18 protein-coding genes are annotated in these 20226 nt (G+C 40.9%); 9 read left to right on the top strand and 9 right to left on the bottom strand.

What is annotated here, in order from left to right; all coding sequences use genetic code 11:
- The first annotated feature begins 223 nt into the window (after positions 1-223).
- A complete protein-coding gene (nadB, locus tag MTF64_RS16725) occupies positions 224-1834 on the top strand; it encodes an L-aspartate oxidase (RefSeq protein ID WP_248452053.1) in 1611 nt (536 codons plus the stop codon).
- Here the strand turns inward: nadB and MTF64_RS16720 are convergent.
- Positions 1809-2228, bottom strand: a complete 420-nt coding sequence (locus tag MTF64_RS16720) for a hypothetical protein (protein WP_096739219.1) — start codon at positions 2226-2228, stop codon at positions 1809-1811. The two genes, nadB and MTF64_RS16720, sit on opposite strands and share 26 nt — an antisense overlap.
- Complete coding sequence (locus MTF64_RS16715) at positions 2221-2472, bottom strand: succinate dehydrogenase assembly factor 2 (RefSeq protein ID WP_004586219.1); 252 nt, start codon at positions 2470-2472, stop codon at positions 2221-2223. Before MTF64_RS16715 ends, MTF64_RS16720 begins: the two co-directional genes overlap by 8 nt.
- Before the next feature lie 162 nt (positions 2473-2634).
- On the opposite strand from MTF64_RS16715, the gene MTF64_RS16710 reads away from it, so the two are divergent.
- A complete protein-coding gene (locus MTF64_RS16710; protein WP_004586218.1) occupies positions 2635-3546 on the top strand; it encodes a transcriptional regulator in 912 nt (303 codons plus the stop codon).
- Positions 3547-3558: 12 nt separating this feature from the next.
- Positions 3559-4044: a peptidylprolyl isomerase gene (locus MTF64_RS16705; RefSeq protein WP_004586217.1), complete on the top strand. Its 486-nt coding sequence runs from the start codon at positions 3559-3561 to the stop codon at positions 4042-4044.
- A gap of 41 nt (positions 4045-4085) precedes the next feature.
- On the opposite strand, the gene MTF64_RS16700 is transcribed toward MTF64_RS16705, so the two are convergent.
- Genes MTF64_RS16700 through MTF64_RS16690 form a run of 3 tightly spaced genes read right to left on the bottom strand, consistent with a single transcriptional unit; the run spans position 4086 to position 5766 of the window.
- On the bottom strand, positions 4086-4574 hold the full coding sequence (locus MTF64_RS16700; protein WP_004586216.1) for a hypothetical protein: 489 nt from the start codon (positions 4572-4574) through the stop codon (positions 4086-4088).
- A gap of 16 nt (positions 4575-4590) precedes the next feature.
- Entirely contained in the window at positions 4591-5403 is an 813-nt protein-coding gene (locus MTF64_RS16695; protein ID WP_004586215.1) for a DUF481 domain-containing protein, read from the bottom strand.
- Positions 5404-5436: 33 nt separating this feature from the next.
- Complete coding sequence (locus tag MTF64_RS16690; RefSeq protein WP_004586214.1) at positions 5437-5766, bottom strand: HI1450 family dsDNA-mimic protein; 330 nt, start codon at positions 5764-5766, stop codon at positions 5437-5439.
- A 249-nt stretch (positions 5767-6015) separates the two neighbouring features.
- On the opposite strand from MTF64_RS16690, the gene MTF64_RS16685 reads away from it, so the two are divergent.
- The 4 genes from MTF64_RS16685 (at position 6016) to MTF64_RS16670 (ending at position 8815) form a co-directional block, all read left to right on the top strand.
- Complete coding sequence (locus tag MTF64_RS16685; RefSeq protein ID WP_248452052.1) at positions 6016-6807, top strand: crotonase/enoyl-CoA hydratase family protein; 792 nt, start codon at positions 6016-6018, stop codon at positions 6805-6807.
- A 72-nt stretch (positions 6808-6879) separates the two neighbouring features.
- A complete protein-coding gene (locus MTF64_RS16680) occupies positions 6880-7233 on the top strand; it encodes a CidA/LrgA family protein (RefSeq protein WP_004586211.1) in 354 nt (117 codons plus the stop codon).
- Positions 7226-7945 carry an LrgB family protein gene (locus MTF64_RS16675; protein WP_121637848.1) on the top strand — a complete coding sequence of 240 codons (720 nt, stop codon included), beginning with the start codon at positions 7226-7228 and terminating at the stop codon, positions 7943-7945. Before MTF64_RS16680 ends, MTF64_RS16675 begins: the two co-directional genes overlap by 8 nt.
- 36 nt (positions 7946-7981) lie before the next feature.
- Entirely contained in the window at positions 7982-8815 is an 834-nt protein-coding gene (locus tag MTF64_RS16670; protein ID WP_029774567.1) for a mechanosensitive ion channel family protein, read from the top strand.
- 43 nt (positions 8816-8858) lie between these two features.
- Here MTF64_RS16670 and MTF64_RS16665 read toward each other — a convergent pair whose 3' ends face one another.
- From MTF64_RS16665 to MTF64_RS16650, 4 genes are all read right to left on the bottom strand, one after another.
- Positions 8859-10211: a magnesium transporter gene (locus tag MTF64_RS16665; RefSeq protein WP_024033089.1), complete on the bottom strand. Its 1353-nt coding sequence runs from the start codon at positions 10209-10211 to the stop codon at positions 8859-8861.
- Positions 10212-10479: 268 nt separating this feature from the next.
- Positions 10480-11229, bottom strand: coding sequence for a serine/threonine protein kinase (locus MTF64_RS16660; RefSeq protein ID WP_248452051.1), 750 nt, complete (start codon positions 11227-11229; stop codon positions 10480-10482).
- A 146-nt stretch (positions 11230-11375) separates the two neighbouring features.
- Positions 11376-11849: a MarR family transcriptional regulator gene (locus tag MTF64_RS16655; protein WP_052026274.1), complete on the bottom strand. Its 474-nt coding sequence runs from the start codon at positions 11847-11849 to the stop codon at positions 11376-11378.
- A gap of 306 nt (positions 11850-12155) precedes the next feature.
- Positions 12156-13823: a methyl-accepting chemotaxis protein gene (locus MTF64_RS16650; protein WP_248452049.1), complete on the bottom strand. Its 1668-nt coding sequence runs from the start codon at positions 13821-13823 to the stop codon at positions 12156-12158.
- Between the two features lie 405 nt (positions 13824-14228).
- Here MTF64_RS16650 and MTF64_RS16645 point away from each other — a divergent pair, with 405 nt between their 5' ends.
- A complete protein-coding gene (locus MTF64_RS16645; RefSeq protein ID WP_348984475.1) occupies positions 14229-16937 on the top strand; it encodes an endo alpha-1,4 polygalactosaminidase in 2709 nt (902 codons plus the stop codon).
- A complete protein-coding gene (locus MTF64_RS16640) occupies positions 16937-20224 on the top strand; it encodes a tetratricopeptide repeat protein (protein ID WP_248452047.1) in 3288 nt (1095 codons plus the stop codon). The genes MTF64_RS16645 and MTF64_RS16640 overlap by 1 nt, the downstream gene beginning before the upstream one ends.
- Positions 20225-20226: the final 2 nt, after the last annotated feature.

The raw sequence follows: 20226 nt of genomic DNA, 5'->3' as shown, positions 1-20226 counted from the left end.
GATTCTTGCTGGTTATTCATAGTGTCGCCATTGTTCACAAATACTCTGACCTCTTTATGAATAAAAAGTTCTGCTTAATATTATTTTTTTATAAAATAGTCGTAAATAACGGCGCTAAGCCATTAAAATCACTACGTAGTAATATGACAAATATGATACAACTACATTATTAAAAACAAATATTGCTCTAATTTGAGCATTGTAACCGCAAAGTACCTCTGACATGAACCAAAATAAACATCATATTGCTGATGTCGCTATTATCGGTAGCGGCGCGGCGGGCTTATCTCTTGCATTGTCTTTAGCTAACTATTGTAATGTTACTGTGATCAGTAAAGGTGCCCTCACCGAAGGCTCTACACTGTATGCACAAGGCGGGATTGCCGCAGTATTTGATAAAAAAAACGACAGCATAGAATCACATGTTGAAGATACCCTTGATGCCGGCGGTGGTTTATGTGACCGAGAAGCTGTGCATTATACTGCAAGTAATGCGCATCAGTGTTTACAATGGCTCATTGAACAAGGCGTTCCTTTTGACATTGAGTTTGATAGCAAAGGAAAAGAGCGCTTTCATTTAACCCGCGAAGGCGGACACAGCCATCGCCGTATTTTACATGCAGCCGATGCCACTGGTAAGGCCGTACAAACCACGTTAATTAGCCAAGTTAAAGCGCATAAAAACATTACCTTGCTCGAGCAATACAACGCCATCGATTTGATTAGTGATAAAAGCTTAGGTAAGCCGGGTTCGCATATTCATGGCATGTACGTGTGGAATAAAAAAGCAAAAAAAGTAGAAACTATTTCCGCTAAATTTGTAGCGCTCGCAACAGGGGGGGCAAGCAAGGTGTATTTGTACACTTCAAACCCTGATGTATCTAGCGGTGACGGTATTGCCATGGCGTGGCGTGCAGGCTGTAGGGTAGCCAATATGGAATTTAACCAATTTCACCCCACTAGCCTTTATCATCCTGAGCTACAAAACTTCTTAATTACCGAAGCTATGCGCGGTGAAGGAGCGTATTTAAAGCGCCCCGACGGCACTCGCTTTATGAAAGACTTTGACGATAGAGAAGAGCTGGCACCGCGCGACATAGTAGCCCGTGCTATCGACTTTGAAATGAAGCGTTTAGGTGCAAATTGTGTATACCTAGATATTAGCCACAAAAATAAAGACTTTATCATTGAGCACTTTCCTACTATTTACGCAAAGTGTTTAAGTGTAGGGCTTGATATAACCAAAGAAGCCATCCCGGTTGTTCCTGCCGCGCATTATACATGTGGCGGTGTAATGAGCGACTTTAACGGTAAAACCGATTTAGATAACTTATACGCTGTAGGCGAAGTAGCCTACACAGGTTTGCACGGCGCTAACCGTATGGCGAGCAATTCATTATTAGAGTGCATTGTATTTGCTCACGCTGCAGCTAAAGATATTTTAAGTAAACTTGAGCATGCGCCAGCACCACTTGCGCTGCCAAGCTGGGATGAAAGCCGAGTCAGTAATTCTGATGAAGAAATTGTTATTACCCATAACTGGCACGAACTGCGGTTATTTATGTGGGATTATGTAGGCATTGTGCGCTCAACTAAACGCCTAGAACGAGCACTGCACCGTGTTGAGTTATTACAACAAGAAATACATGATTATTACGCAAACTTTAGAGTAAGTAATAACTTATTGGAGCTTCGTAATTTAGTGCAAGTAGCCGAGCTGATAATTAGAAGTGCAATGCAGCGTAAAGAAAGCCGCGGCCTTCACTATACGATTGACTATCCTGAGCAAAATGAAAACCCAACACCCACTATTTTGATTCCACCTCGCCATTAATGGCAATCAATGCTGCGCGCTTTAAACGTGCGTAGCTTTGCTTATTTACGCCATTAGCTGAAATAATAAGCCATTGGCGTTTATTAAAACCTTTAATGTGTAACCAAACAGTAGTATTTAATATTTTTGTTTTAGGGGTTATTTGCCCCTGAACCTTTAAATTTTCGTTTTCGAAGCGTATTTGCTTAGGCTCTAAAATAATAACGCCACTTTCAGGGTGAATAGCCACTATTTTTTGCCATACCCAGCAAAACGCAATTGTATTTACAGTTATACAAACAACAATGCTAAAAAAAGAGCTTAAATAAAGCCCTAATACCACACTTAATAAGCAGAAAAACAGCACCACAGGCCGCTGTTCTGCTTTATTATTTACTACCGTAAACCTATACACGAACTCGGTCTAAAATTAGCGATACCATGGTATTAAGCTCAGCATCTTTACACTCTTCATGGCCCATAAACCATGCAAATAAATCAGGGTCTTCTTGGGTTAGCAAACGCTGAAATACAGCCTGCTGCTGTGCATTTAACGAATCATACGCCTGCTCTACAAATGGCATAAACAAAACATCTAACTCTAACATGCCGCGGCGACAAGCCCAGCGTATACGTGCTTTACTATGAATTTCAGTCATTTTAAACCTCATACTTAATTGTCCCGAGTTTAACAAATACCCGCCTAATTAGCAGCTATTAATCTGTGTTCAAATAATAAAAAACTGCCCGCCTTCGTTGCTGTACCCTAGGTTATAACTGCGTTATTATGTCTACTCATTTGTATTGCACAGAAGGTTTTTATGTCGAGCGTTTATGCATGTCCGTTATCTCACCAACTTATTAGCCTAACCGGTGCGGATAAATTGTCTTATCTTCACGGACAAATCACTCAAGATCTCAATAAACTATCTAACAGCAATTATTTATGGGCTGGTCACTGCAGCGCCAAAGGCAAGTTGTGGGGTGTATTTAAATTATTTTCTCACCAAGATAGCTACTACTTAGCAGGTTCACAGCCTGAGGTAGAGAAGTCGCTCAGTGAGCTAAAAAAATACGCTGTGTTTGCCAAAGTCGATATTGATGTTTCTACGAACAGATTAATCGGGTTGATCAGTGACGATTTAACCCCAGTACTAGAAAAACTTGATATTCGTTTTTCTGATGACCAAACGGCCTGTGATTTCCCAAGTGGTAAAGCCCTTAAGTTAGCGCCAAATCGCGTTTTACTAATGGTTGATAGCCAATTTAGTATGCCAGATGATGTGTCTACATTAGATAACTGCGCACTATGGCAAGAAGCCGCTATAAAAGCGGGCGAGCCACAATTAAATAGTGACGCCATTGGCGAATACGTACCACAAATGGTAAACCTTCAAGCTATTAACGGCATTAGTTTTAAAAAAGGCTGTTACACCGGCCAAGAAACGGTTGCCCGTATGAAGTACCTAGGTAAAAACAAACGCGCTATGTATATTGTTACAGGTAAAAGCGATGGCCTACTTGAAGAGCCAGAGCTTGAAACCCAAGTGGGCGAAAACTGGCGCCGCGCTGGTAAACTAATTGCCCAAAGCTATAACGAAAATAGCCAAACCTTATTTGGCCTTGTTGTGCTGCCAAACGATACACCAAGTACACACGTACTTCGTGCAAAGCACACCCCTCAGGTAGAGCTAAGCATTCTGCCTCTACCTTACTCTCTTGAAGATGAATAAATAGGAATGACTATGATCGTTGCACCAAACACAGTAGTAAAAATGCATTATTCAGTACTGGATAACGATGGCAATACCATTGATAACTCTTTTGATGGCGAGCCACTGGTTTTTATTATTGGCACAGGCTACTTAATCCCAGGGCTTGAAAATGCACTCCAAGGCAAGCAAGCCGGTGATACATTAAATGTAAAAGTAGAACCTGAAGAAGGCTACGGCGAACGTCACGATAACCTAATGCAAGCGGTGCCTAAGTCGATGTTTGATGGCATGGAGATTGAAGTGGGTATGCAATTTAGAGCGTCAACTGATGATGGTGATCAATCTGTGATGATTATCGAGATTCAAGATGAAGACGTTATAGTTGATGGCAACCACCCGCTTTCGGGTATTACCCTTAATTTTGATGTAGAAATTTTAGAGGTGCGCGAAGCAACCGAAGAAGAGCTTGCGCACGGCCACGTGCACGGTGAAGGCGGTTGTGGTCACGATCACTAATCATACCGCCGTTTATAAAAAAAGCGCCTAAGGCGCTTTTTTTATAACATATTGTTGTAGGTTGCGGTTTTTATTGGCGCCGGTTCCTCTAAAGGGGTTTCACTGGGTGTTATTTTACCCTCAAGCGCACGTAATAAGCCTTGCTGATCGTTTGTCCCCACTCGGTACTTAGTACCGTCTTTTAAGGTTAACTGTAGCGCACTAAACCCGGATACAGAATACACCCACCCATCATGCGTAATACGAATACCAATACCATGGCGGTAAGAGTTTTGCACCGCTTTAGCCTCTACTATGTCCGCAAGTGCTAAACGTTGCCCCGCAACGCCAGGGCCAAAAGCCCAACTAATTGTTTGCTCGTCAACTTTTACAGTTAAACCATGAAACAAAAAACCGACTAAAACCAATACACCGGCAAATACCATTAATGGCACATCGGCGCCCATTAAGTTCCAGGCTAAGGCTACAAAGCCGCCTATCCATGCTAAAACAAAAAATATAAACACCGCATATTGTTTATGCTGATACATAACGCTCTCTTTATTATTAAAAACTGTACACCAACGTGGCGCTTAATTCTGAGTCGTATTTAAGGTTATCGTCTTCAGGTTTTGAATTATAACGATACATATAGGCAAACTTTAACGATACCGCACCTATAACTTGGCTAATCAAAGCGGTTTCTGACTTCAAACGCGAATTTAACCCCGACAAAGACTGCTCAATACTCACATCTTGATTAAAGCGCGTGCGCTTAGATACCAAACGCTCCCACTGCATTGCAATACGCACTAAATAACCGGTTTTGTTTTCATCTTCTTCGCTTACCTCTGACTCATCATCAGCGACGGAGCGATATAAACCTGGGCCAATATCAATATCTACTTTATTTTTTACACCTTGGTAAACTCTGGCACCATAGCCTGTAGCCACCGTACTTTTGTAATCTAGGCCGCTAAATTTATCTTCTTCGTAGTCACCGTAAATAAAAAATGAAGAGTTTTTAACGCCCACTTTGTAGTTACCCTGTGCAGAGACAAAAATACGGTCTGCCGTTACATCGGTTTGCCCTGTATCTTCGTTTTGATCTCGTTTATACAAGGTGTCTAATTTAAATTGGTTACGCCAATTTTCGAAGTCCTGGTATAAATTTCCTCTAAACTTAAAGCTGGTAGAGTTAGTATTACCCTTACTTAAAATCAAGCCAAATTCCGTATCGCCATAGAGCATTTCGCCTTTATGTAGCTCGTGAATTTCTTCATCAGAGAGTTGTCCATATTCATGAAAGTCTTCAAATGGATCAACAGCCCAACATCGGCTGCTCATTATTAAAAACACGAATAGTAAATACTTATGCACGGTAAACTCTCTTGCACATACAAACAAAACTGCTTACTCAGCGTGCTCTGTTTCTTTCCACAAAATATGACAAAACGGCGCGTCTTTATCACGGCTAATTAAAATTTTTGCAAATAACACATCTTCGTTTTCAAACTCTAACCCCACTAGCACTTGCACAAATAACTCCGGCTCTATTTCAAGTGCTACAAAGTCTTGCCATTGCTCATCAGGCTCGCCCTCTTCAATAAACCCAAGTTCTTCTCGGTATTCGTTAAAGTCTTCAACATCTTGTTCGCTAAGATTATTTGGCGCCAGCTCTAAAAAAATATCGTACGCTTGATGGGTAACTTCTTCTTCGCTATATAAACGTGGGCCTGACATGGGTAAAACCTCAATGCATTTTAAGTGCGCACATAATATCAAAACTCATCTGTGTTTTGAGAAAAAACAGCTAAAAATAATGACTTTTTTGTTACCAGCTCATGCGCGGTTAAGCTTAAATAAGATTCAAAGTGCTTTGACTAAAAAAGTTAAAAATAATTCAATTTATTTTTTATTATAAAACAAACCGTTACTTTACTTAGTAAGGCGTACATCATAAGCTCAAACACATAACAATAGGAGAGCGCAATGATAAAACTAGAAATACAACAAGGCATTGCTAACGTTATTTTAAGCCGCGCAGAAAAACAAAATGCACTTAGCTTTGATATGTTCATGCAATTAAACAGCACTATTAAACGTATAAAAAAAGATAAAAGTGTTCGCGCCGTAGTGATAAAAGGTGATGGTGAGCATTTTTGCTCAGGGCTTGATGTGGCTGCAGTGATGGCCTCACCATTAAACATTGTTAGGCTGTTGCTAAAATGGCTACCTGGCAATCAAAACCTAGCGCAGAAAGTGGTACTGGGCTGGCAATCGTTAAGCGTACCTGTGATTGCGCAAATAAATGGAAATTGTTTAGGGGGTGGGCTACAAATAGCATTGGGCGCCGACTACAGAATTGTTGATACCCACGCAAAACTGGCCATTATGGAAGCGCGTTGGGGGTTATGCCCCGATATGGGCGCTAATGTAGTGCTTGCTGGTTTATTAAAGCGCGACCAAGCGCTGTGGCTGGCAAGCCACGCCGATCCTATTAGTGCACACACGGCCTACGAGCTGGGGTTAGTCACAGAGCTTACAGACAATACCGAACAGGCCACGCAGCGCATGTTAAATATATTACGTGAACGCTCCCCCGATACACTGGCAGCGATAAAGCGCGTTACTCAAAAAAGCTACACAACAAACCAACGACAAATTTTAGCTAAAGAAACGTTTAGCCAAATTCGCTTGTTACTCAATCCTAATACTAAAAAAGCAATTGCCAAAGCAAAAGGGAAAACAGATATAAGCTATGCAAATTCAAAGCGCTGGTAAGACTAAATTAGCATTTAATAATAGTGCGTATTTGCTAACGTTAATTTCTTTCTATATTAATGAGCCATTATCATGAAGTACTTGCTTAGCAGTGCAATTATTTTACTGTGCTTAGGGTGTGCTAAATTAATAATGCACTTAATTGGTGGCAGCTTCCCTGCACCGCTCCTTGGCATGGTTATTTTACTGAGTTTATTACTGTTAGGTGTAGTGAAAGAGCACCATATTAAACCCTCGGCCTCCCCTATTTTAAATATTATGCCAATATTTTTTATACCCGCGGGGGTAGGATTTATCGAGCACATTGCACTTATTAAGCTGCATTGGCCCTATTTGGTTTTGGTTATTTTGCTCGTCCCTGCCAGTACGCTTTTACTGGTAAGCAGTGTTGTTGGCTATGTTAAAGGTAAAAATAACAATGACTGAGCTGCACCTTACGCTATGGTACTTAACAACTCCCGCTATTATTTTGCTGTTTTTACTATTAAGAGCGTTTAATAAACACTGGCAGCACAGCATAGTAAAGTCGCTCACCAACCCAGTGTTTTTAAGTATTGCGATTATTGCCTTAGTACTTGTTAATTTAAAATTACCTTATGCTGATTTTTCCACGCATAGCCAACTACTTAGTTGGCTATTAGAGCCTGCTATAGTGGCACTGGCCTTACCTTTGTATCAGCAGTTTATACATGTCAGAAAAAATCTACTGTTAATAGTAAGCACGTGTAGCTTAGGCATTATTAACGCCACTGTGGTGGCTTTTATTTTAAGTATTTTGTTTGATGTACCCGCCAATTTAAGCGCCTCCGTAGCTGCATTAAGTGTAACTACGCCTATTTCGTTAATAGTTACTGAGTCTTTAGGGGGGATTAGCTCTCTTGCCGCAGCATTAGTTATATTTATTGGCTTACTAGGTGCACTCTTTGGGTTAATGCTCATTAAGTGGATAGGTGTTAATAACCAGCAAGCTCAAGGAATAGCAATGGGAACTGCGTGCCATGCTATAGGCACCGCAGCAGCACTGGACGAGCACCCAAAAATAGGCGCGTTTTCCTCGGTTGCTATGGCTTTAAGCGCATTATTAACCGCCATAATAGTCCCCGTGCTATATCCTTTTTTAGTCAACACTTTGCTATAGTTAGCAAAAATAATTACGCAATATAAAGAGCCCACTATGATCAGTTCTGAAATAGAACAATTTGAAAAATACTACACCATGCTCACTGAGTATTTAGTTACCTACAGCATGCAAATTGTGGGTGCCGTTTTTATTCTTATACTAGGTTTGTGGGTTGCTAAAAAACTCTCAAATTTAGTCGCTAAATTGATGGCTCGTCACAATGTCGATATCACGCTTACCAGCTTTGTCAGTAACGTGGTAAAAGTATTGCTTATTGTGATGGTTGTAGTGATAGCGCTTGGCAAAATAGGCATTAGTGTTACCCCCTTTGTAGCGGCTATAGGTGCTGCTTCTCTGGGTGCGGGTTTGGCCTTACAAGGGATGCTTTCAAACTACGGCGCAGGCCTTGCTATTATTGCCACGCGCCCTTTTGTGGTAGGCGATACCATTGAAGTAAAAGGGGTCAGCGGCCAAGTAAAAACAATTGAGCTGGGTTACACCATTTTAATTGATGAAGAAAAAGTAGAAATCACTATTCCTAACAAGCACATAGTGGGTGAAATTATTCACAACTCGTTTAGCTACTCGTTAGTTAAAGGAGAAATAGACATAGCCTATACTGCCTGCGCTGATACCGCTGTTAGCCTTATTGAAGAAGTATTAAAGGCTCATGATCAGGTGGCTCAAAACCCTATTTCTCAAGTGGGCATAGAGCGCTTTGCCGATAGCGGCGTAACCATTAGTTATCGCTATTGGGTGCCTACAACCAAAATAATAGAAACCAAACTTGCTATTAACGCAGGCGTTTATAAAGCTATTAATAGCGCTGAAATAGAAATACCCTTTCCGCAGCGGGTGGTTACTATTAAAGAACGCGACCTTTCTTAATAAAAAAACAAAGCCGCTTAATGCGGCTTTGTTGTTTTATAGCTTAAAGCAGTAATAAACTGCCTAACCCTAAAAAGGTCACAAACCCAACTATATCGGTAACCGTGGTTAATATTACCGAGCCAGAAAGCGCAGGATCTATTTTCATTTTGTCTAAAATAGACGGTATAACAACCCCAGCTAACGACGCAGCAACTAAGTTAAGCAATATAGCAACGGTAATTGTAATGCTTAGCATTATGTCGCTAAACCAAACAAAGGTGAGCGCGCCAATCACTAATGCCCACACTAAGCCGTTCACCGCCCCCACCCGTAGCTCCTTTTTTAAAAGAGCATTGCGATTAGAGTCGGTTACCTGGCCAAGCGCTAAACCGCGCACTATTACCGTTAAAGTTTGACTCCCGGCGATTCCGCCCATAGAGGCCACCACAGGCATAAGTACCGCCAGTGCCACAACCTGCTCTATTGTTGCGCCAAATAAGCCAATAAACCAAGATGCTAAAAACGCAGTGGCTAAATTTATACCCAGCCAAATTCCCCGGTTTTTAGCACTTTTTCTTACACTGGCAAACAGGTCTTCGTCTTCGCGTAAACCACCAGCTTTGGCCGCAGCTTCGTCGGCAATTTCTTGGCGTAGTTCGTATGCCGAGCTAATGGTTAAACGCCCGACTAATTTATTATCGGTATTAACCACCGGCATGGCCATTTTTTCACTGTGAATAACCACTTCTGCCGCTTCGTATAAATCATCATCAGCATGCAATGATGAAAAATCATAGTTTGCCAGCGCCAATAGGTTATCGCCTTCATCGGCTTTTATTAAATCATTTACTGCAAGTTCACCTATTAGGCTGCCTTGGCGGCTAACTAAATACACAACTTCGCTGTATTGCGGCAAACCTTTGTGCAGTAATTTTTTAACGCCTGCAATTGTTGCTTTTTCAGTTATTTTTAGAAAGTCGAAACCAACCCAGTGACCTAATTGCTCAGGCGGATACTGCTGAGCAAGATCGTATTGTTTCGTTTGTGCTTCATCGAGTTGCTTTTTAGCATAATCAACAAAGCGCTCAGGAATAACCTCTTCAAGCTCAAGTAATTCTTCAACATTCACTTCATCTAATAGCGCGTATGCCTCGCTATCATCTAAGGTTTGTAGTAACCATAAGCAGCTGTCATCGCTCAGGGTGACGAATATTTCATGCTGCGTGTCTTTATCTAATAGCTGCCAAATTTCTAGACGCTGTTCTTTTGGGATGGCTTCAAAAAGTAGCGATAGGTGCTCAGTAGATAAATTAAGCTGTGCATCGGCTAAAAGCTGACTTTTTTGCGTGTGTGTTTCGCATTGTAATAAATCGTTTATTAGCTGCGGTAGTTGGTCGACTGGATACTCAATCATCTTGAAACCTTAAATTTAAAAATGCACATTGCTTATAGTTTACTTGAACAATAAAAAATTGCAGAAAAAACCTAAACTTATTAAGACGCTTTAAGCTTTGATGGTTGAAACTGCGCTCATTATTTTTGCGCATTGTAGGGGCAAAAACATCAGCGATACTACTGTTTATTTTAAAAATTAAAAAAGAAATTATTGGCCTTATTTTTAACCAAAAAAAGCCCATAACGCTAAGCTGTTATGGGCAAAGTCACACAATGAAAAAGGGGAATTAAAATCTATCGGTTAAGTTACGTATTAGGTCAGAGTCCACAAACTGCGTGACCATTGCAGCACCCCATGCATATGCACGTTGTATTGGGTAGCCTTTAAATATCCAGCGTTTACGAACATGGTTAAAACGCTGTAAATACTGTTGCTTAGCACGCGGCAAAGGTGTACTACTTAGCTTATCCCACGCTTTATATACGCCCGACATGTCAGAGCCGCGCATAAAACGTTGCAACCAACGCGCAAAGCGCGAAAAGCTAATGGTTGACTGAAAATCAATGATATAAGGCCTGCCATCGCTACCACATAATATATTGCCCATATTACGTAAATCTAAATGCACAATGCCTAGGCGGTGCATTTTTGCAACTTGGCGTTCAAGCTCAATAAAAAATTCAACAGGCAACGTCTCACCCTGGTGTATTAAGCTTCTAAGCGGCGTGCCTTCTATGTAGTCATACGCCACCGCTATCGGCGATAAACGGCTAAACCGATTAGCAACTGCATCAAGCTGTGCTAAGCGGCTCAACCCTTTAAATTCTTGATTTACAGAAAGCTTGGCAAAGGTTTTACGAATAAACCACGGGCTTTGACTAAAGTCTTTTACTATTAAGTCAAACGTATCATCTTTGTACCTGTATACAATTGCGTTCGCAAAACGCCCTTTATGAACAACACTTAAATACTGTTGCATAAATACATGTTCAGGAAACTGCTGCTGTAATTGTGATAACAACTTATTTTCAATCATAACAAACCTAACAAGATGATAACTTTAATTGCCTAGGCAACTATATTAGCAAAGTTGGATTTGCCGCACAATTAGATCTAGTACTTAGCAGGCTAAGTTTTTATTGAAACAGTATCGCTAAAATGTTGATAATCTTTTTTAGAGATTTAAGAAGGTGTATCTAGGTTGTTTATTGCTCGGTTTAGTAAGTCCATAACGCTGTGTTTTTCATTTTCAGAAAAGCCGCTAAGTGCTTTTTCGTACACTTGATTTACTAAGGGCATTATTTGCGGATAAAGCGCTTTGCCTTTATCACTTAAACTTAAAAGTGTAGAGCGTTTATCAAACTCACATTGTGTTTTTTCAATTAAGTCTTTTTCTTCTAAACGCTTTAACAAACGGCTCATCGCGCCTTTATCATACACCATATGATCGCTCAGCCCAGCTAATGTGTTTACTGAGCCACGCGCTAATAGCACCACCACAATATATTGCGCAGAGGTTAAGTCCATACAATCGAGTTGGGCATCAATGTGTGTAGCAATTTTTGAACGTAAAAACGATATCAACCGGCCTAGGTCTTGCTCTGCTACGAGCGTTTCGGGGTCGGCGTTTTGTACTGAAGGCATACTTTGTTGCATATAAGGGTTACTCTGTTTATTCAAAATGCGTGTAATAGACTACACATAATTAATAAAATTCCCTAGGGTTAGCGTACTTTCAAAAATAAAAATTTGTTCTACCTAGGGTCTGGAATGTTTGGCGTTAATACTGCGTTATCGCCTATGCCTGTGCAGCAACCTTAAAATATAAGCACAGCTTTACCAAATAAAAGTACGTTGCTAAAAATTCAACCTCAAAAAGCAAACAGCCTCTAAACCATTTTGTATTTAAAATAAAAAGCCGCAACATAAGTTGCGGCTAGTAGTGGTTTATGCAATGACGTTTTAAACCTTAAACTGCCCTATTAACTGTCCTAAGTTTTCACCGCGCCCTGCTAAATGCTGGCTAACCTCAGAGGTGGCCTTACTTGCTTGGGTTAGTTCATTAACAATTTCTTGAATGGCAAACACATTACGGTTTATCTCTTCTGTCACTGAGCTTTGCTCTGTGGCAGCGGTTGCAATTTGCGTACTCATGTCGTTAATCGTGGTAACCGACGTAGTAACAGCACCTAAACTTTGCGATATATCGCGCGATGACTCAACTGAGCGATTACAACTTGCTTGGCTCGCCTGCATGGCATTTACCGCGGCGCCCACTAAGTTATGTAATTCACTTAGCATTTCACTAATTTCATGGGTACTAAGTTGTGTACGACTCGCTAAGCTCCTTACTTCATCAGCCACCACGGCAAAACCCCGGCCTTGCTCGCCGGCACGTGCGGCTTCTATGGCGGCGTTAAGTGCAAGCAAATTAGTTTGCTCGGCAATACCACCTATTACACTAAGTACACTGTCTATTTTTTTAGATTGCTCACTTAAAGAGTTTACCTGATCAGCAGCTAGGTTAATTTCGCCCATAAGGTCAGAAACTTCACTTAGTGAAATATCTACGCACTCTTGCGCTTTTGCCACTTCTAGCGTTGCCGTATGAGTAGACTCAGCAACTTGCGTGGTATTTTTAGCCACTTCGTGAGAGGTGGCCGACATTTCGGTAATCGCTGTGGCAACTAGGTCTGTTTCGTGGTTATGATTAAGCAGTTTATTTTCAAACAGTTTTGTTTGCGAATTAATATCGCTTGAGGCGTTTTTTACATCATTAGTAACATCAGCCACATTACTTATAATGCTTTGCAGCTTGCTAACAAACACATTAAACGATTCGCCCAACTGCCCTATTTCATCGTGCGTATGTATAGCTAGGCGTTTTGTTAAGTCGCCTTCACCTTTAGCAATATCATCTAAGCTTTGGCCCATTATTTGGATAGGTTTAACCATAGCGTTAGACGCTAAAAGTGCGCCCACTACGCTAACCACAACCCAAAATAAGGCAATCAATAACAAGGTAGTTATTTTTTCGCGAGTATGCGATTGCATAGTTTGTTTATAATTTGCAAGCTCTGTTTGTATATCATCCATATAGGCACCCGTACCAATCATCCAATCGGTATCTGGTATCATTACGGCATAGCCTATTTTCTCTACTAACCCGTTGGTATTTGGCTTTTGAAAATGGTAATTAAATGCCCCGCCACCTTTACGTGCTTGCTCTAATAATCCAACAATTATTTTTTTACCATTTGGGTCTGTCATGCCTATTTTATTTTGCCCCTCAATAGCACTTCCTAACAGGGCATGGAACACGCTAACGCCACGTGTGTCGTAAATAAAAAAGTAACCGTCGTCACCAAAAGTAAGCTCCCTAAGAACATTTTTAACACTTTGTGTTGATCCGTTATCTAACTGATGGCGTACCATCTTGCTTGCTATTTCCACTTCAGTGGCAAGTAGCGTGTGTTTGTCTTTAATGAGTTTAGATTTAATTGTTTCAAAATTTTGTTGCTGGTTTTGTGATTCTAAATAGTACGAGCTGGCCATTAAGCTAATTAATAACAAGCTCAACGGTAAAATAGCCAGTAATAAAAGTTTATTTCTCAAGCTTAAGTTACTCATTAAATCTCCACAAATAGGTATGCACGTTATCACTGTCTGCTTTGCAGTAATTAACGCAATAAAGTAAGCATTTAATATGTCACTATTTATATCAATTTATAAATAGCGCAGGGGGTTGCCAAGGGCTGGCAAGGTGGGCGCATTATAATTAGATTACAGCGCTTTAGATATACATTATTACTCGACATTAGTCGCAATTTTTTATCGAAAACACTGTGCAGTAAGGCGTTTTCATTACCTTTTACTTAGTTAACACTCAAGCAATTCCACCACTATTCATCTCACATTAAGGTAGCCAGGCATTTTTATTTAACATATAATCATCACAATTCTAATAATAAATACCTATACAAAAAGCGGGACAATGTTCAACGTTAACTTAGGCTGTGGTTTTTAAAAATAATAATGAAGTACTTCTTATGTCTAACGTTGTTGATTTGTTTAAACGTGTGCGCTCAACCTGCTAACAAGAGCATTGCCTTTTATTACTCATCCCCCATGCCGCTGGCTGAAATGACCTTTTATTCACGGGTTGTTGTGCAGCCGCAAAGCATCACTCAACACGAACTTAATTGGCTTAAAGAGCGCAACATTAGCGTATTCGCTTATTTAAGTGTGGGAGAATCGTTTACTGAAAATGAATCCTCAGTAGCAAAAAATCCACACTGGAATAGCCATATTGCTGATTTAACCGCTGAGCATTGGCAACAACACCTGCAAAAACAAGCATGTGAATTACAACAACGAGGCTTTAACGGTTTATTTTTAGATACGCTCGACAGCTACCAATTATTAAAACCCGATTACGATAAAGCGGCTCAACAAGTGGGGCTTGTGAATATAATTAAAGGTTTGTCGAGTACATTTAATAAACATTTAATTTTAAACAGAGGGTTTGAGCTACTGCCACAGCTTAACGATTACGCCTCTGATTTAGTTGCCGAGGGGCTATTTAGCCACTTTAATCCAGTAGATAACAGCTACAAACTTACTACTGAGAACGATCAAGCTTGGTTAAATGAAAAGCTCCATAAAGCACAATCACTGGGCTTTAACGTACAGGTAATTGATTACGCTAAACCACAGCAGCGCCTTGCGATGGCTAAACAAATTATTGCCCAAGGTTATGCTCCTTGGGTTACTGATGGGCACCTTCAAACTTGGGGGACATCAAATATACAGCCAGTGCCTAGGCGCATACTTATTCCATACAACAGTAATGTAAAGCCACTTATATACACCACGGTTCACTTAAAGCTTGCCACAATGATTGAGTATTTAGGCTACATACCTGATTACATAGACATGGCTAACACGCCCTTACCTAAAGTAGATACCAGCCTCCATGCTGGCATTATCTCTTGGACGACGAGCGATCAATTTTATAATGCACAGGTTATTGAGTGGCTCGAAAGTAACTTAGGCGTGGTACCGCAACTGGTACTTGGCGAGCTCCCTTCTTCTAATAAGTTACTTAAAAGCTTAGGAGTCGAGCCTTTTAATTTGCCTTCAAATGGGCCTTATAAACTCGCAGCTATGGCATCTTGGCTCAAAGGTGAGTCAACCACTGCGCCCGCTATTGTAAAGCCCTATTTATTAACACTTGCAGAGAATGCGCAATCATTAATATCAATACACGCTGAAGATGGCACTACCCTAACCCAAGGAAGTAAAACTAAGTACGGCGCACTTATCGCGGCACCTTGGCTTATAGATACATTGCCTATGGAGGGCAGTAACTGGGTTGTAGACCCCAAAGCCGTGTTAACTAAGGCAATGGGGCTCGCGCCTATACTAGCCCCAGATACAACTACATTAAGCGGTCGGCGTATGCTAACCCTTCATATTGATGGCGACGGCTTTACGAGCATTGCGCACTTTGCAGGTAAACCTTACGCAGCAGAAGTTGTGCGCGATGAAGTTATAAAAAAATACAAGCTACCACTTACTTCCTCAATTATCCAAGCCGATATTGAGCCTAACGGATTGCATGGCGCTGACAGCCCAGAGCTTGAAAAAATAGCCAAAGAAATTTTTGCGCTTCCTTATGTCGAAGTGGCATCACACACTTACAGCCATCCCTATTTTTGGACAGCCTTATCAGGTAGAAAAGAAATAAATAAAGACGACACCGACTACGGGTTTCATTTAGATGTACCCGGTTATGACGCCATCGATTTAAATAAAGAAATAACCGGCTCAATAAATTACATTAATGAGCGACTCGCACCAAAAAATAAAAAAACCGTGATGATGCTATGGTCAGGTGATGCAACCCCAGGCCCAAAAGCCCTCGAACTTGCCCGCGATGCCGGTGTAATTAACGTTAATGGAGGAAATACCAATGTAAATGCCGACAATCCAAGCTTGTCGCATATATCACCTATTGGCCGTCCTGAGCGAGATTTGCTGTATCAAATATACGCGCCCATTTTAAACGAAAATGTTTACACCAATTTATGGCACGGCCCTTACTATGGTTTTAAACGCTTAGTAGAAACATTTGAAATAACCGAAAAACCATACAGGTTAAAGCCTTACACAATTTACTTTCATTTTTACTCTGGCGAAGTGCCAGCAGGGCTTGATGCGCTGCATTACAATATTGATTACGTATTAGCCAGAGAAAATACCCCGGTGCATTTAAGTCAATATGCACGCATTGCCAAAGATTTTTATTTTTCTGCGCTTGCTAAAAATACGCGTGGCGAATGGCTATTTAGTTCTAAATATATAAAAACGCTGCGCTTGCCTGCTATTTTTGATGTGCCCAATATGACTAACAGCCAGGGTATTTTAGGGGTAACCGCGCAAGGAAACTATATTCACGTGGGCGATGAAATAGCCACCATTAACTTTGATCATACAACGCCAGATAACCAACCTTATTTGCTCTCTGCTAATGTCGCGTTTAGTAATTGGCAGGTAAACGGCCCTGTCAGCTTTAAAGCGTGGATTGAGGCTAAAATTGAGCTTAAAAATGCTCGCAATTGTCAATTCATTTCGCATATGGGAAAGCGCTTTAGCGGAAAAACCTTTGGCAATACAATGCAGTTTACATTACCTGCTGGCGAATTTTATGGCTATTTAAACTGCGCAAAAAGGGCTCAATAATGAATAACAAAAAGCGCCCTCACTTAGTATCAGTTAAAACCATTTTAATTATATTAGCGGTTAGTTGCTTTTCACTTTACGCGCTGTTTCCGCACACCTTATTTTTTGAAGATGACTCGCTATCGCAAGATTATACTTTTGAAAAAACCTACTTAAATGCCGCATTAAGTAGCGACCCTAATAATGAAAAACTACGCGCCAAAAAAATAGCCATTCACCTGGGCTTAAATGAGTATTCGCAAGCGACTAACGAGCTTGAAAAACTCCCTAAAAGCGATACAAAAACTGAATTAGAAATAAAACTTTTATACGCATTGTGGGTTGATAGTGGCGCAAATAAAGATGACCGTTTTGAAGAACTAACACTTAAACTTGCGGCATTTAAACACTGGGATAACCAGTTATTAAATATAGCTAAAGCCACGGGGCTCAATGCAAACGTAGCGCAATATTATGAGCAACACGCACAGCCATTATTAGCCGCTGATTTTTGGTTAGGCGCAGGTGAGCCTGGCAAAGCGCTCGCTATTTATAAAACCCACATTAATGCCGATGTAGCCCAAAAAGCCATTGAAACCGCACTGGGTGCTAACAATCCAAAACAAGCTTACACATGGTGGAAAAAATACGGTGATACCGCTAATACCGAGCGTACATTATATTTTGCAAGCTTAGCGGGTGATAATAAAGAAGCCTTAAAAGCAGTAGAAAAATTATTAAAAACTCAGCCTAATAACAGCGAATATTTAACCAAAGCCATGCATTTAAACTTAGCCAATGGCAATGCAAACGTAGCTGAACAATTAATCGCAAAGTTATTACTTAAAACACCCAATGATAAAGCGCTGAGGCTTTTAAATTGGAAAATTATGCGCTGGCAAAATAAGCCTAAACAGGCGCTTAAAGAATTTAAATGGTTAATGGCCCATAAAGCCGTTGATGTAGCTATGCTGACCGACAGCATTAATGATGCGAATGCCTTGTACTTATATCAAGATGCCAACGACATTTACGAATATAAAGCGCAAAACCGACAGCTTAAAGGCAACGGATTTGCAAATTGGATGCAAACCAACGAATTTATTGGTAACGCAAAACAAGAGCTTAATCATATTGAGCGCTATGAGCAAATAAATGGAAAAACACCTCTTTCACAATATTGGAAAGCCAAGGTGTTACACGATACCGGTAATTTAGCAGGACTGAGAGCTTTGTGGCCTCACTACGCAGGGCCAAAAAACGAAGAAGACATACTCTGGCTTGCAAGAGCGCATTGGTTAAACGATGACTTTACAACCGCTTTGGCCATTTTAAAGCAAAAAGCACGTAGTAACGATGATGAGTTTTGGGGTGCCCGCGTTGATATGGCTTTGCGTGTAAATGATAAAAAAGAAGAGCTGTACGCTTTAGAGCAATTAAAAAACATTAGCCCACTGAGTGTAGGTGATATGCTGCATTATCAGAAGCTAAAATTTGCCGACAACCCACAAGGGTTATTAAATTACCTATGGCAACAAACAGCACTCACTGATAGACAGTTAATCCAAATCACCTTATTAAGCACGCAAATTGGCGATAAAGAACACGTTACTCGTGCTCATCAGGCTCTTGAAAAACAACGTTATAATAAAGCGCTTTACCCTGCATGGTTAATATTATCAAACTGGTACCAAAATCAAAGTGACTTAAATTACGCATACACAACACTTAACCGCGCAGCAAAACTAAGTGAATACAATCCCGATGTGGTACTAGCGCAAGGCTGGCTTGCATTGCAAATGCACGACACCATTATGATTAAGCGTATTTTAGCTAACTACTCAAGCAATGAACCCAGCCGAGAGTGGGCACAATTACTGGCGAGTTTATCTATTCATCAAAAAGCCTTTAATAGTGCTTATTTTTATCTGCGCCAATTAGCCATTAGTAACCCTCGAGATTTAACTACTTTAGTAAATTTAGCCGATGTTATGAACCAGTTAGGCTACTACGCTAATGCCAGCGAACTTAAACATTATTTATTAAACCATTTACCAAAAGACAAATACGCATACCGAGGTTTAATGATCCAATGGGCCGGCGCAATGGCCGTGCCCCACTTACGCCAATTTAGCAGCTTAGATGACATAGCGCCTGAGGCTATAAACAACGCAACCGCCAACTGGTGGTTAGCCAGACGCGCAGCACAAAAACTTGAGCCATGGCAGAAGCTACAACTGGCTATGAGCAACGGCGAGTTTAATAAAGTAAAGGCACTGGTAAATACGCAAACATTAGGCAAAATAGATGAGCTAAGTGCTTTGCTCTATTTAAGGCAGCCTTATGCAACTATGCAGCGTTGGTATGAGGAGTTAACACACGAGCCAACACAAGGCGAAACGTCTTTATTACGTAATGCCCGCACCAGCTACTTTAGAGCATTAGAGATTAACCTATCCCCCGAGGCCGGTTTAAACACTAGCCAATACGATGTAAATGTTTATTTTCCGTATGCTAAAGGGCAATGGAAACTTAGCATTAGCAATCAACAAAACCTAAATAACAACGGGTTACTGTTTGCCATAGAAGATAAAATGACGTGGGGTCGTTGGTACTTTAATGCAAAAGTAGACTCTCATCAGGGCAATTTAATGAGCCGCCAAGGCTTGAGTCTAGATGCGCGTTACCAGTGGGGCTCACGCACACAGGTAGGCGTAAAACTTGAGCACAACGTTGAGAACCGCCAATCAGAAACCTTATTAAGTTTTGCCAAATTAAATAAAACCACGGCTTATATAAATTACGCTATTGATGGGCGTCAAAACGTGCAGTTCTCGGCAGCCGCCATGGCATTTAAGCGCCGCAGTGATAGCTCAACGCTTGTCAGCGGACAAGAATATAACGCCCGTTATCAATACACTATTTTAAAAGACCGCCCTATTTGGAGTACTTATTTTAGTGCTCAATGGCAAGACTTTGAACGCACATTAGCCCCTTTAGGCATAGATCAAAGAGCGCGACCGCTGCTTATTGATATACAACCTTTTAGGCGCTTTGCTCTGGGCACTTCGCTTTCGTCAAACTCAAACTTAGCCCCCCCTTATTTAGGCGAAAGCCCCTCGTGGTTATTCGACATAAGTACGGGTTATCAAACGTTAAACGACACCCTCGACATTTCAGTATCAAGTGGTGCGGGCTGGTCAGTGCTAGGGGATGATTTATTTAAATTACAGCTGGGTTATCAAAGTAGTAATAAAGTGGGTAACTCAGATACACAATTACAATTAGGCTATTACGTACATTTTTAATG

The organism is Pseudoalteromonas sp. 2CM41L, from assembly GCF_023161905.1.
GTDB lineage: Bacteria > Pseudomonadota > Gammaproteobacteria > Enterobacterales > Alteromonadaceae > Pseudoalteromonas > Pseudoalteromonas atlantica.
The sequence above is the reverse complement of the archived record's forward strand: the minus strand, read 5'-3'. Positions and strand labels throughout refer to the sequence as shown.